Annotated in this window: 10 protein-coding genes and 1 pseudogene; 7 read left to right on the forward strand and 4 right to left on the reverse strand. The window is 74.2% G+C overall.

The features are described from left to right. Positions 1-17: 17 nt before the first annotated feature. Together ACIP4O_RS14200 and ACIP4O_RS14205 are read right to left on the reverse strand one after the other, a co-directional pair. On the reverse strand, positions 18-2,018 hold the full coding sequence (locus ACIP4O_RS14200) for an ABC transporter ATP-binding protein (RefSeq protein WP_401574736.1): 2,001 nt from the start codon (positions 2,016-2,018) through the stop codon (positions 18-20). Further along, positions 2,015-3,709 (reverse strand): ABC transporter ATP-binding protein, encoded by a 1,695-nt coding sequence (locus tag ACIP4O_RS14205; protein ID WP_401574947.1) that lies wholly within the window; start codon positions 3,707-3,709, stop codon positions 2,015-2,017. Before ACIP4O_RS14205 ends, ACIP4O_RS14200 begins: the two co-directional genes overlap by 4 nt. 305 nt (positions 3,710-4,014) lie before the next feature. Between ACIP4O_RS14205 and ACIP4O_RS14210 the strand changes: the two are divergent. From ACIP4O_RS14210 to ACIP4O_RS14220, 3 genes and pseudogenes are all read left to right on the forward strand, one after another. Continuing rightward, positions 4,015-4,470 (forward strand): annotated as a pseudogene (locus tag ACIP4O_RS14210) (ATP-binding cassette domain-containing protein); the annotation flags it as partial. Then, positions 4,370-4,978 (forward strand): LuxR C-terminal-related transcriptional regulator, encoded by a 609-nt coding sequence (locus ACIP4O_RS14215; RefSeq protein WP_401574948.1) that lies wholly within the window; start codon positions 4,370-4,372, stop codon positions 4,976-4,978. The pseudogene ACIP4O_RS14210 and the gene ACIP4O_RS14215, both read left to right, overlap by 101 nt. A 205-nt stretch (positions 4,979-5,183) precedes the next feature. After that, on the forward strand, positions 5,184-6,479 hold the full coding sequence (locus tag ACIP4O_RS14220; protein WP_401574737.1) for a hypothetical protein: 1,296 nt from the start codon (positions 5,184-5,186) through the stop codon (positions 6,477-6,479). Between the two features lie 6 nt (positions 6,480-6,485). Here ACIP4O_RS14220 and glgX read toward each other — a convergent pair whose 3' ends face one another. After that, entirely contained in the window at positions 6,486-8,780 is a 2,295-nt protein-coding gene (gene glgX, locus ACIP4O_RS14225) for a glycogen debranching protein GlgX (RefSeq protein ID WP_401574738.1), read from the reverse strand. 377 nt (positions 8,781-9,157) lie between these two features. Here glgX and ACIP4O_RS14230 point away from each other — a divergent pair, with 377 nt between their 5' ends. From ACIP4O_RS14230 to ACIP4O_RS14240, 3 genes are all read left to right on the forward strand, one after another. Further along, positions 9,158-10,411, forward strand: coding sequence for an Ig-like domain-containing protein (locus ACIP4O_RS14230; protein ID WP_401574740.1), 1,254 nt, complete (start codon positions 9,158-9,160; stop codon positions 10,409-10,411). A gap of 121 nt (positions 10,412-10,532) precedes the next feature. Further along, on the forward strand, positions 10,533-11,300 hold the full coding sequence (locus ACIP4O_RS14235) for an enoyl-CoA hydratase/isomerase family protein (protein ID WP_401574741.1): 768 nt from the start codon (positions 10,533-10,535) through the stop codon (positions 11,298-11,300). Between the two features lie 324 nt (positions 11,301-11,624). Continuing rightward, on the forward strand, positions 11,625-12,134 hold the full coding sequence (locus ACIP4O_RS14240) for an ATP-binding protein (protein ID WP_401574742.1): 510 nt from the start codon (positions 11,625-11,627) through the stop codon (positions 12,132-12,134). 29 nt (positions 12,135-12,163) lie between these two features. Here the strand turns inward: ACIP4O_RS14240 and ACIP4O_RS14245 are convergent, their stop codons facing one another. Next, positions 12,164-12,811, reverse strand: coding sequence for a GNAT family N-acetyltransferase (locus tag ACIP4O_RS14245; protein ID WP_401574743.1), 648 nt, complete (start codon positions 12,809-12,811; stop codon positions 12,164-12,166). Between the two features lie 95 nt (positions 12,812-12,906). Here ACIP4O_RS14245 and ACIP4O_RS14250 point away from each other — a divergent pair, with 95 nt between their 5' ends. Beyond that, complete coding sequence (locus ACIP4O_RS14250; protein ID WP_361333535.1) at positions 12,907-13,122, forward strand: EF-hand domain-containing protein; 216 nt, start codon at positions 12,907-12,909, stop codon at positions 13,120-13,122. Positions 13,123-13,209: the final 87 nt, after the last annotated feature.

The following is a 13,209-nucleotide window of genomic DNA, read 5'->3' on the forward strand; positions in this document are numbered from 1 at the left end:
CCGCCCCACGCCGGGCGTCAGGCCAGACTCTCCCGCCACGTCTTGTGCAGCCCCGCGAACGTCCCCGTCCCCGCGATGAGTTGTTCCGGGGTGCCGTCCTCGATGATCCGGCCCCGGCTCATCACGAGGACGCGGTCGGCGATCGCCACCGTGGAGAGACGGTGGGCGATGACGACGGCCGTGCGGCCGTGGAGCACCGTTTCCATCGCCTCCTGCACCGCGCGTTCGCCCGGGATGTCGAGCGAGCTGGTCGCCTCGTCCAGAATCAGGACCGCCGGGTCGGCGAGCAGCGCGCGGGCGAAGGCGACCAACTGGCGCTGGCCCGCCGAGATGCGCCCGCCGCGTTTGCGTACGTCCGTGTCGTAGCCCTCCGGGAGCGCGGCGATGAACTCGTGCGCCCCGATCGCCTTCGCCGCCTGCTCGATCTCGGCACGGCTCGCCTCCGGGCGGCCGATCGCGATGTTGTCCGCGATCGTCCCCGAGAAGAGGAACGCCTCCTGCGTCACCATGACGACCCCGCGCCGCAGCTCCGGCATGGGCAGGTCCCGCAGATCGGTGCCGTCGAGCAGGACACGGCCCTCGGTCGGGTCGTAGAAGCGGGCCAGGAGCTTCGCGAGCGTCGACTTGCCCGCGCCCGTCGAACCGACCACGGCGACCGTCTGCCCGGCCGCCAGCCGCAGGCCGAAGCGCGGCAGCACCTCACCGCCCGTGCGGTAAGAGAACGAGACACCGTCGAAATCGACCTGACGGCCGGGGAGCGCGGCCCTGGCCGGCGGCAGCTCGCGCGGCACCGCCGGCTCGGGCACGCCGGGCTCCTGCGCGAGCAGCCCGGCGACCTTCTCCAGCGAGGCCGCCGCGGACTGGTAGGCGTTGAGGAACTGGCCGAGCCGGTCGATCGGGTCGTACAGCCGCCGCAGGTACAGCGCCGCCGCCGCGAGCGTGCCGAGCGCGAGCGTCCCGTCCGCGACCCGGTAGGCGTCCCACAGCACGATCGCGGCGATCGTCGTGTTCGCCACGAGCCGCGAACCGACCACGTACCGCGCCATCTCGATGAGCGCGTCGCCGTTGCTGCGCTCGTGTTTCCGGTTGAGCGCGCCGAACTCGGCGTCGTTGACCGCCTCGCGCCGGAAGGCCCGTACCGGGCGGATGCCGTTCATCGTCTCGCCGAACTTCACGATGACCGAGGCGATCGCCGTCGAGCGCCGCGCGAAGACCCGCCCCGCGCGCCGCTGGTAGAGCCGCACGAGCAGGTACAGCGGCACGAGGGAGAGCACGGCGAGCGCGCCCGTCCACAGGTCGAGCACGAGCAGCACGACGGAGATCGACAGGAAGGACAGGAGCGTGTTGATCAGCTCCTGAAGGCCCTCGTCGAGCAGCTCGCGCAACGACTCGACGTCCGTCGTCGAACGCGAGATGAGCCGCCCCGACGTGTACCGCTCGTGGAAGTCCACGCTCAGCGCCTGCGCGTGCCGGAAGATCCGCCCGCGCAGATCGAGCAGCACGTCCTGGCTCACGCGGCCCGACAGCTTCGTGTACAGGAACTGGAAGACGCCCGAGCCGAGGGCGCACAGCGCGTAGGCCGTGCCGAGCGCGATGAGCGGACCGTACTCCTCGCGGCGCACCGCCGGGACGCCGTGGTCGATCGCGTACGCGACGAGGAGCGGGCCCGCCTGGGTCGCCGCCTGCTGGAGCAGCAGGAACAGCACCGTGAGCGCGACCCGCCCCCGGTGCGGGCGGAGGAGCGCGCCGAGCAGCGCGCGGGTGGCGCCCTTGGCGACGGGCAGATCGTCCTGGTCGAAGGGATCGGGGGGCGGGGCCGCGTCTTCCGGGGCGGTGGCCGCGGGGGCCGCGTCATCCGGGGCGGTGGCCGCCGGTGTTGTCGTCCTCGCCGGTGCGGTCTCCTTCGGGACCGGCGGTACGGCCGCGGGCGGGGAGGTCAGCAGCGCCTCCGTGCCCGTACCCTCGGCCCCCTCCTCGCCCGCTCCGCCCGGCCTTCGTTCGTCGGCTCCCGTCGTCATGCCTGTCCCTCCAGGGCCCGTTCCGCACCCGACATGAGCCAGGCGTACTCGGCGTTCTCGCGCAGCAGTTGGTGATGAGTGCCTACGGCCGTGATCCGGCCGCCCGAGAGCAGCGCGACCCGGTCGGCGAGCTGCACCGTCGACGGCCTGTGCGCCACGACGAGCGCCGTCGTGCCCTCCAGGACGCGGCGCAGCGCCGCCTCCACGGCCGCCTCGGTGGCGACGTCGAGCGCCGAGAGCGGGTCGTCGAGCACGAGGAAGGGCGGCGAGCCCACCACCGCGCGGGCGAGCGCGAGCCGCTGCCGCTGCCCGCCCGACAGGCTCAGTCCCTGCTCGCCCACCTCGGTGTGCTCGGCGTGCGGCAGGTCCTTCACGAAACCGGCCTGCGCCACGTCGAGCGCCCGCGCCAGGTCCTCCGTCCCGGCCTCGGCACCCGCGCCCATCAGCACGTTCTCCGCGATCGACGCCGAGAAGAGCGTCGGTTCCTCGAAGGCCACGGCGACGAGCGAGCGCAGCCGCTCGCGCGGCATCGCCGTGATGTCCTCGCCGTCGAGCGTGATCCGGCCCGCGCTCGGCTCGTACAGACGCGGTACGAGGTGCGTCAGCGTCGTCTTGCCGCAGCCCGTGGCGCCCACGAGCGCGACCGTCTCACCCGGCCGTACGTGCAGGTCCACGCCGTCGAGCAGCGCGGGCGCACCGGGCGCGGCGTCCGGGAAGCGGAAGCCGACCCCGGCGAAGCGCAGCCCGTCGCGCGTGCCCGGCGCCACGGCCGCCGCGACCGGGGCGGGCGCGGGGACGTCCTCCTCGGGCCGCTCGTCCATGACCTCGAAGTACCGCTCCGCCGCCGCTGCCGCCTCCTGGCACATCGCGAGGAGGAAGCCGATGGACTCGACGGGCCAGCGCAGCGCGAGCGCCGTGGACAGGAAGGCGACGAGGGTGCCCGCCGAGAGGTCGCCGTCCGCGACACGGATCGTGCCGAGTACGAGCGCCGTCACGATCGCCAGCTCCGGGAGCGTCGTGATGACGCCCCAGATCCACGCGAGCAGGTGCGCCTTGCGCAGCTCCGTGGCGCGCAGTTCCTTCGCCCGCGCGCGAAAGACGCGCGCCTGACTGCGGTGCCGGCCGAAGCCCTTCACGACGCGGATGCCGAGCACGCTCTCCTCGACGAGCGTCGTGACGTCCCCGATCTGGTCCTGCGCCCGGCGCGCCGCGGTGCTGTACCGGCGCTCGAAGTACGTGCAGACCGGGACCAGCGGCGCCACGGGGACGAGCAGCAGCAGCCCGAGCCCCCAGTCCTGGATGACCAGGATCACCACGCCGACGACGATCGTCACCCCGTTGACCAGGAGAAAGGTCAGCGGGAAGGCGAGGAACATGCGCAGCATCATGAGGTCGGTCGTCGCGCGCGAGAGCAACTGGCCCGAGGCCCACCGGTCGTGGAAGGAGGTGGGCAGGCGCTGGAGGCGCCCGAACAGGTCCCGCCGCAACTCCGCCTCGACCCCCGCGAGCGGTCTCGCCACGAGCCAGCGCCGGAAGCCGAAGAGCCCCGCCTCCGCTATCCCGAGCAGCAGCAGCCCGAGCGCCCCGAGCCACACCCCGCCCGGGTCGTGGCCCGCGACAGGGCCGTCCACGATCGCCTTGAGCACGAGCGGCACCACGAGGCCCACGCAGGAGGCGAGCACGGCGATCACGGCGGCGGTCGCGAGCCGGGCCCGCACCGGTCGGACGTAGGGCCACAGGCGCGCGAGGGTCCGCGCCGCCGAGCGGCCCTTGGGGGAGTCGGGAAGTTCTGCTGTCACAGCGGCGAGGTTACGTTCCGCCACTGACAATGCCCACCGAGTTTCCCTGTACGCCCCAAACATCCGGCCACCGCGCGGCGGCCGACCGCCCCGCCGCGCCCCGCCCACCGCCGCGCGAGCACCATCGACCGATCGGATGATGGTCCCTGGCGAAGTGGCCGATACCGTGCGCCCGTCCGCCCCGCGAGCCTGGTGCCATGACCGCTCACCCGGACCCCGAGAGCCCCGCCGCAAACGCGGCGCCCGTCCTCGTTGACGTACGTGACCTGCGCAAGAGCTACGCGGGACGCCCCGTCGTCGACGGCGTCACCTTCCGCGTGCACGAGGGCGAGGTCTTCGGCGTCCTCGGGCCGAACGGGGCGGGCAAGACGACGACCGTCGAGTGCGTCGCGGGGCTGCGCGTCCCCGACGGCGGCTCCGTCCGCGTCGCCGGACTCGACCCCCGCGCCGAACACCCCGCCGTCAGCCGCCTCCTGGGCGTGCAGCTCCAGGAGAGCGCCCTCCCCCCGAAGATCACTGTGCGTGAGGCCCTGCTCCTCTACGCCTCCTTCCATCCCGCCCCCGCCGACTGGCGCGCCCTCGCGGAGCGCTTCGGGCTCGGCGACCGTCTCGACGCGCGCTGGGCGAAGCTCTCGGGCGGCCAGAAGCAGCGCCTCTCGATCGCCCTCGCCCTCCTCGGCCGCCCCCGCGTCCTCCTCCTCGACGAACTCACCACGGGCCTGGACCGGGGCGCGGGTCCTCGTCCTCACCACGTACGACAGCGACGCCGACACGCTGCCCGCGATCGAGGCGGGCGCGACGGGCTATCTGCTCAAGGACGCCCCGCGCGAGGAACTCTTCGCCGCGGTACGGGCGACGGCCGCGGGCCGCAGCGTGCTCGCCCCGGCCGTCGCCTCGCGCCTCGTCACCTCGCTGCGCGCGCCCGCCGCCGACGAGGCCCCGCCCCGTACCGCCCTCTCGGCCCGCGAACGCGAAGTCCTCGCGCTCGTCGCGCGCGGCACGCCGAACCGCGAGATCGCCCGCCTCCTCTTCCTCAGCGAGGCCACGGTGAAGACCCACCTCACCCACCTCTACGCCAAACTCGGCGCCACCGACCGCGCCGCCGCCGTCGCGCGGGGGTACGAGCGCGGCATCCTCGGGACGGGGAGCGCGGGGACGTGACGCGCCCGCGACGGAGAAGCGTGTGACGGCCCGCTGACGCACCGCACCCCCGCCCCTCCCGGCCCCCCTCCGTTTCCCGCGCCCCGTAGGATTCACCCCCAGGACACCCCCGCGCCCCGTACCGGCGACGCGCGGGAGCCCGGGTGGGGCGTCCCCGGCGGGGTCCCGACCGGCGGAATCACGGAGCGGAGCGGAGGCGGCGGCCATGCGGCGTGTGGTGCGGATGGCCGGGAGCGGGCTCGCTCTCGCCGGGCTGCTCGGTGGGGTGAGCGCGTGCGGGAGCCCCTTCGGGAGCGAGCACGCCGTGTTCGGCAAGCCGCTCTCCCAGCAGCTCCGGGCCGCCTCGCGGGCGAGCCAGGAAGGACTCACCGCGCGCTTCACCTCGCGCCTCGACTACGGCGGTACGGGCACCAAGGCCACCGACGTCGTCGCCGGGACGCTCGACTGGGACCAGGACGTCGCCCGCGCCGAACGCACCGTCCACGTCCCCGCGCCGCTCGCCGAGGCCGACGCGGGCGCCCTCGGCGGACGCGAGGGGCGCCGCGACGTACGGCAGACGTACGCGGTGCGCGGCCACGGCAGCGTGTACGTCGCCGTGGACGGCGACAAGGGCCGCACCTGGGTGCGCTTCACCCCCGCCGAGCGCAAGAAGCGCGGCCTCAACGGCGACAGCGACCTCAACCGCCTCAACGGCGCGGTCCTGCCCTACGGCGGCACCCTCGCCGAAGTCCTCCCCTACGCGAAGCCCGGCAAGGAGCCCGCGCACCTCCCCGGGGGCGGCCGCCGCTACACCGCGACCGTCCCGGCCGCGCACGCCGCCGACGTCCTGCCCGCCGCCCTCGCCCGGCCCCTGCGCCAGGCCGAACGCCTCGGCCACGCCGAGGGCTTCACCGTCACCGTCACGACCGACGGCAAGGGCCGCGTCGTGAAGATGACCGCCGACCTCGCCGCCCAGCTCGACGAGTTGCACACCCGGGGCCTCCTGCGCGACGTCACGACGCTCCACTCCGAACTGCGCCTGAGCCGCTACGGCCGCTGGCAGCGCGAGGACTTCCCCGGCGCGCACCGCCTCGTCACCTCGACGGAGACCGTCCGCACGGCGCGCGGCCTCGAACCCGGCCAGTGCGCGGACACCCAGCTGCTCGGCCTCGGCAGGCGCGCCCTCTTCCCCGTCGACTGCGCGGACCCGCACGACCTGTGGAAGTTCCCGAGCGGCACGTACGAGCGCACCCTCGGCACCCTCGACGGACTCGACGCCCTCCCGCTCGCCGCCTGCCGCGCCGGACTCGCCGACGCCGGGCCGGTCAACGGCGCGCCCGACCCGAAGACCCTCGCCGTGACCCGCGACGGCCTGCGCTACGCCGTCGTGGGCACGAACGGCGCGGACAAGGCGCCGGACTGGCGCGCGACGCCGCCCACGAAGCTCCCGAAGAACACGGAGCTGCGCGTCGAGGGCGACGCCTCGTGCCTCGTCACGACCGCGTACGAACCGCTCGCGTAACGGCCGTCAGCCGAGCACCCGCAGCACCACCACCGACCGCCCCTCCACCCGCACCGTCGCCCCCGCCGCGTGCACCGTCCCCGGCGCCTCTTCCTGCTCCTCCCGCGCCGTGTCCACGACGACCTCGTACGACGCCCCCCACGGCGCCCCCGGCAGCGTCAGCTCGGCCGGTTCGGGGTCCGCGTGCAGGAACAGCAGGAAGCTGTCGTCCATGACCGGCGCGCCCCCGGCGTCCCGGGCGGGCAGGTCGCGGCCCGAGAGGTACATGCCGAGGCTGCGGCCCGGCGCGTACCAGTCGTCCTCGGTCAGCTCCGCGCCGCGCGCCGTGAACCACGCGACGTCGCGCCGCCCGTCCGCGAAGAGCGCCCGGCCCGTGAAGAAGGACCGCCGGCGCAGCACCGGGTGCGCGCGGCGCAGCGCGACGAGCCGCGCGACGAGCGCGCACTGCGCGCGCCACTCGGGCGCGTCGAGCAGCGACCAGTCGAGCCAGCCGATCTCGTTGTCCTGGCAGTACGCGTTGTTGTTGCCGCCCTGGGTGCGCCCCAGCTCGTCCCCGGCGACGAGCATCGGGACGCCCGTCGACAGGAGCAGTGTCGTGAGGTGGTTGCGGAGCTGGCGCCGCCGCAGCGCGCGGATGCCCACGTCCTCGGTCTCGCCCTCCGCGCCGTGGTTCCAGGAGCGGTTGTCGCCCGTGCCGTCCCTGTTCCCCTCGCCGTTCGCCTCGTTGTGCTTGTGGTCGTAGGTGACGAGGTCCCGCAGCGTGAAACCGTCGTGCGCCGTCACGAAGTTGACGCTGGCCTGCGGACTGCGCCCGCTCCACGCGTACAGGTCGCTCGACCCCGACAGGCGGTAGCCGAGGTCCCGTACGTCGGGCAGCGCCCCGCGCCAGAAGTCCCGCGCCGCGTCCCGGAAGCGGTCGTTCCACTCCGCCCACAGCGGCGGGAAGGCGCCCACCTGGTAGCCGCCCGAGCCCACGTCCCACGGCTCCGCGATGAGCTTGACGCGGCGCAGCACCGGGTCCTGCGCGATGACGGCGAGGAACGGCGCGAGCATGTCGAAGCGCTGCTCCTCGCCGTCCCGCCCCGCCCGCGCGAGCGCCGCCGCGAGGTCGAAGCGGAATCCGTCCACGCCCATCTCGCCGACCCAGTACCGCAGCGAGTCGGTGAGCAGCCGCAGGACCTGCGGCTGGACCACGTTCAGCGTGTTGCCGCACCCGGTGAAGTCGCGATAGCGGCGCGCGTCCTGCTGGAGCCGGTAGTAGCCCCGGTTGTCGATGCCGCGCAGCGAGAGCGTCGGGCCTCGCTCGTCGGCCTCGGCCGTGTGGTTGTAGACGACGTCGAGTATCACCTCGATGCCCGCCGCGTGCAGCGCGCGCACCATGTCGCGGAACTCGCCGACCTGTTCGCCGCGCGTCCCGCGCGAGGCGTACGCGGCGTGCGGCGCGAAGTAGCCGATCGAGTTGTACCCCCAGTAGTTGGTGAGGCCGCGCCGCAGCAGGTGGTCCTCGTGCGCGAACTGGTGCACGGGCAGCAGCTCGACGGCCGTCACGCCGAGCCGCTTGAGGTGCGCGAGCGCCGCCGGGTGCGCGAGCCCCGCGTACGTGCCGCGCAAGTGCGCGGGGATGCCGGGGTGCCGCATCGTGAAGCCCTTGACGTGCACTTCGTAGAGCACCGTGTCCGCCCACGGCGTCTTCGGGCGGCGGTCGTCGATCCACTCGGCGGCCGGGGACTCGTCGTGCACGACGACGCCCTTCGGGACGTACGGGGCCGAGTCGCGGTCGTCGCGCACGGTGTCCGCGACGTGCTGCTCGGGCCAGTCGCGCACGTGCCCGTAGACCTCGGCCGGCAGCCTGAAGTCGCCGTCCACGGCGCGCGCGTACGGGTCGAGCAGGAGCTTTGCCGGGTTCCACCGGGCCCCCGTCCACGGGTCCCAGCGGCCGTGCACCCGGTAGCCGTACCGCGTCCCCGGCGCGACGCCGGGCACGAAGCCGTGCCAGATCTGGTCCGAGCGCTCCGCGAGGCGCACCCGCCGCTCGTTGCCCTCCTCGTCGAACACGCACACCTCGACGGCCTCGGCGCCGCCCGCCCACAGCGCGAAGTTCGTGCCCGTGCGCCCCTCGGGACCCCGGTGCCAGCGCGCGCCGAGCGGCGTGGGGGCGCCGGGCCAGGCGACGTCGCGGGCGAGGGCCGCGGGAGGCGCGGGGCGCGGGGGAGGGCCGTGGCCCGTGGTCGTGGGGGGCGGTCCGGGGTCCGTGCCGTCCTGGCGGGCCCCGGTCTCCTCCTGCTCGGCTGCGCTCGTCACCTTCCGGCCTCCTGGCGGCTCCGGGGACGCGGACGCCGCGCGGCGCCCGGGGCACGTGGTGCGTGGCGTGCCCGCGGTACGGCGTGCGGCATCCGGCCGTGGCTCGGCGGCTTCGTCCCACCCCTGTTCTTCCCCTCGCGAGGGCTTCGCTCACGTTTCGCCCGCGCGGGGCGGGGCGTTCACCCGGGCCCCGCCTCCCGGGCGGACGGGGCTGCGCGGCGCCTGTCGGGAAGAGCGCAGGTGGGGGCGGGAGTTGGAACGCAACAGTGACAAACGCGGGGGTCTCGCGTGTTCGGGTGTGTGGTTATCTGACTGTGCGGATCGGACGCGGGGGGCGCACAAGCGGTCCCCGCGCGTGTGCGAGGGGAGACACCGGAGTGAGCGGGCGACCGACGGCGTACGCGGGTGCGGGGTGGCTGCGGGGGAGCGGTGGCGGGGCACGGGCCCTGCCCGCGCTGCTCCTCGGCGTGCTCCTGCTGCTCGTGACGGCGTGCAGTGGGGGCGGGGACGGCGACGGGGCGGGCGCGGACGGCGAGAACGGGGGCAGGGTCAAGCCGAGCCCGACCCTCTCGCAGGCCGTCGTGACCGTCGCGCCGAAGGACGGCGCCAAGGACGTCGACACGAGCGGCGCCCTGAAGATCACCGCGAGCAAGGGGACGCTCACCAAGGTCCAGGTCGCCGACGACAAGGGCACCGAGGTGGCGGGGGACATCGTCGAGGGCGGCGCCGCCTGGCGGCCGAAGCTGCACCTGGCCGCCTCTACCACGTACAAGGTGCACGCGGTCGCGAAGGACACGCACGGCCGCGAGTCGGCGAAGGACACGACGTTCACGACGCTCGTGCCGAAGAACACCTTCATCGGCCGCTTCACGCCCGAGGACGGTGCGACGGTCGGCGTCGGCATGCCGGTCTCGCTCAACTTCTCGCGCGGCATCACGGACCCGAAGGCCGTCGAGCGCGGCATCGAGGTCAAGGCCGAGCCCGCCATCGAGATCCGCCACAAGTGGTACGGCAACGACCGCCTCGACTTCCGTCCCGAGAAGTACTGGGCGCCGGGCACCAAGGTGACGCTCACCCTCGCGCTCGACGGCGTGGAGGGCCGCCCGGGGGTCTACGGCAAGCAGGCCAAGACAGTGCACTTCACGATCGGCCGCAGCCAGGTCTCCTATGTGGACGCGAGCGCGCACACGATGCGCGTGACCCGCGGCGGCAAGACCGTCAGGAACATCCCCATCACGGCGGGCGCCCCGGGCAGCACGACGTACAACGGGCAGATGGTCATCAGCGAGAAGTACCCGGTGACCCGTATGAACGGCGAGACGGTCGGCTACGGCGGCGAGTACGACATCCCCGACGTCCCGCACGCCATGCGCCTGTCCACCTCGGGCACCTTCGTGCACGGCAACTACTGGGCGGGTCCGGGCGTCTTCGGCAACCAGAACGCGAGCCACGGCTGCGTCGGCCTGCGCGACGCGCGCGGCGGCGGCGACTCCTCGACACCCGCCTCGTGGTTCTACAACAGCTCGCTCATCGGCGACGTCGTCGTCGTCTCGCACTCCAACGACAAGCGGATCCAGTGGTGGAACGGCCTCAACGGCTGGAACCTGCCGTGGGGTGAGTGGGAGAGCTGACGGCCCTGCGTCCGGTACGGGCACGGGGCGGCGCCTTCGCGGGCGCCGCCCCGTACCCGTACTTCCGCCCTGTGGCGGAGCGCACGTCCGCGCCCGTGACCTGGGCGCATAGGGTGCGGGCATGACTGTGCTCCTCGACGTCGACGAAGGTGTCGCCACCCTCACCCTCGACCGGCCCCCCATGAACGCGCTCAACGTCGCCGTGCAGGACCGCCTGCGCGAACTCGCGGACGAGGTCACCCGCAGGGACGACGTGCGGGCCGTCGTGATCCGCGGCAGCGAGAAGGTCTTCGCGGCCGGGGCCGACATCAAGGAGATGCGCGACATGAGCCACAAGGACATGGTCCCGCGCTCCCGCGCCCTCCAGGAGGCGTTCACCGCCGTCGCGCGCATCCCGAAGCCCGTCGTCGCCGCCGTCACCGGCTACGCGCTCGGCGGCGGCTGCGAACTCGCGCTGTGCGCCGACCACCGCGTCGCCGCCGAGAACGCGAAGCTCGGGCAGCCCGAGATCCTCCTCGGGCTCATCCCCGGCGCCGGCGGCACGCAGCGCCTCGCGCGCCTCGTCGGCCCCTCGCGTGCCAAGGACCTCATCTTCACCGGGCGTCAGGTCCGCGCGGACGAGGCGCTGCGGATCGGTCTCGTGGACCAGGTCGTCCCGGCCGAGGAGGTCTTCACCACCGCGCACGCGTGGGCCGCGAAGCTCGCCAAGGGCCCCGCGCTCGCGCTGCGCGCCGCGAAGGAGGCCGTGGACGGCGGCCTGGAGACGGACATCGACACCGGCCTCGCGCTCGAACGCACCTGGTTCGCCGGGCTGTTCGCGACGGAGGACCGCGAGACCGGGATGCGCAGCTTTGTCGAGGACGGACCGGGCAAGGCACACTTCGGCTGAGCGGTGCGCGGGGCGTGCGCGCGCGTGCGCGGCCACCGTGCCCGGCGCGCCGCCCGCGCGGTCCCCGGGCGGCCTCCGGGCGCACGGGGGCGCGCACTCCCCGCGTGCGACGTCTTATGTCCGCCTTAAGCGAACCTTAAGAAACGGTGCGCACCCGGGGTGTGATCACTCGTCCGCACAGCGTCATCACCCCCGGTGACCCCCGCCGGAGCTCTCCTTTTGCCCTCGGCATATGCCGAGCGTGGTCTTCACGAGCTTCCCGGCGGCCCGTCATATTCCGCCGGAACGCGCCCGCGCAGGGCTGGGGGACGCCATCATGGGGGCATGGCGGGGCTGGAGGGCACAGAGCACACGCGGCGGGCCGAGCAGGGCGGGCCCGCGGCACGGTGGACGCCGGGCGCGAAGGACGAACGCGCCCTGGCGGCCTTGGACGCGCACGGGAACCCGGCGGAGTCGGAGATCCGCGTGGAGGCGACCCCGGAGTCGGGGGGCGAGTTGCGCCGCCTCGCCGCGCTCGTCGTCACGGAGGAGTGGAGGTTGTCCCCCGCGCTCGCCGAGACCACCGCGCTCCTCGTCTCGGAGCTGCTCGGCAACGCCGTGCGGCACGCGGGCGCGCGCTCCTTCGGGCTCCGCATGACCCGCCGGCCGGGACGTATCCGCGTCGAGTTCCGCGATCCCTCGCGGGCCCTGCCCTGCGTGATGCCGTCCTTCGGGATGGCGGTCACGAGCGGCTTCGGGCTCGCGCTCGTCGAGCGGCTGAGCGAGCGGTGGGGCGTGGACCTGCTGCCCGTCGGCAAGAAGACGTGGTTCGAGCTGCGCGTGACGGACCGCTGAGGCCCCACGCCCCGCCCTCTCCGAGCGCCTCAGACCGCCCCCTGGGCCGGGCGCCACAGCAGCGCCTCCGCCCCCACCGGTCGGTACCCGGCCGCCTGGAAGGCCCGGACGCTGCGCGCGTTGCCCGGGGCCTGCTGCGCCCACACCGCCGCGTCCGGTACGAGGTGACGCGCCGCCAGCGCGAGGGCGCGGCCCCGGCCGGGTACCGCCGACTCCTTCTCGACCGCCGTCTCCCAGCGCCCGCCCGGCCCCCTGCCGAGGAGCACCACATCGCCCTCGGTCGTCTCCCACACCCGTACCCCCGTGCGACGCCGCAGCGCCCTCGCGACGCGCGGGTGTCCGTGCGGCGCGACCTCCCGCAGCTTCAGCTCCGGCGGCCCGGGGAGCGCGGGGGCGACCGTCAGGAGGTCCACCGTGCCCATCCGCCGCCCGGTCCGCTCCAGGAGCGCGGCGAGGAAGAAGGGGTGCAGGCTCGCGGCGAGCGGGTCGCGGCCGGAGCGCGCGAGCCGCTCCCGCACCCACCCCTCGTCCGCGTCCGCGAAGACGAAGGACCGCGCCGTCAGCGCGAGCACCCCCGCTTCGCGTTCCCCGCCCAGCGGCCACACCGTCGTCGTCCCGTCCGCCGCGGGAAACCGCCCCCGCGCCAGCTCGGCGAAGAGCGCTTCCAGGTCCGTCACGCGCCGTGCTCCTTCCGTACTCGCTCTCCTCGCGCCCGGCGGGGCCGGATACCCTGACCGCCGTACAGAAGCACCGAGAAGGGGTGGACGGGCCGATGGCCGACATCGAGCAGGCACGCAAGACTTTCCAGCAGTTCGACGCCGACGGGGACGGTTTCATCACCGCCGACGAGTACAAGTCGGCCATGGCCCGCATGGGCGATTTCTACGTCACCGCGTCCGTCGCCGAGGCCATCATCGCCTCGAAGGACGCCAACGGCGACAAGCTCCTCTCCTTCGAGGAGTTCTGGGCGGGCGTCCACAAGGGCTGACCCCCGCCAGGAGGGGACGGCCCGTCGCCACGGACCGCCCCCTCCTCGCGTACCGCTTGCTCTCGGACCGCCACGGCACGCGCCCGT

The organism is Streptomyces sp. NPDC088923, assembly GCF_044749745.1.
Classification (GTDB): Bacteria; Actinomycetota; Actinomycetes; order Streptomycetales; family Streptomycetaceae; genus Streptomyces.

Coding starts and splice junctions, on each gene's coding strand:
- ACIP4O_RS14200 (WP_401574736.1), bottom strand. CDS start 2,018: ATGACGACGGGAGCCGACGAACGAAGGCCGGGCGGAGCGGGCGAGGAG.
- ACIP4O_RS14240 (WP_401574742.1), top strand. CDS start 11,625: ATGGCGGGGCTGGAGGGCACAGAGCACACGCGGCGGGCCGAGCAGGGC.
- ACIP4O_RS14220 (WP_401574737.1), top strand. CDS start 5,184: ATGCGGCGTGTGGTGCGGATGGCCGGGAGCGGGCTCGCTCTCGCCGGG.
- ACIP4O_RS14250 (WP_361333535.1), top strand. CDS start 12,907: ATGGCCGACATCGAGCAGGCACGCAAGACTTTCCAGCAGTTCGACGCC.
- ACIP4O_RS14235 (WP_401574741.1), top strand. CDS start 10,533: ATGACTGTGCTCCTCGACGTCGACGAAGGTGTCGCCACCCTCACCCTC.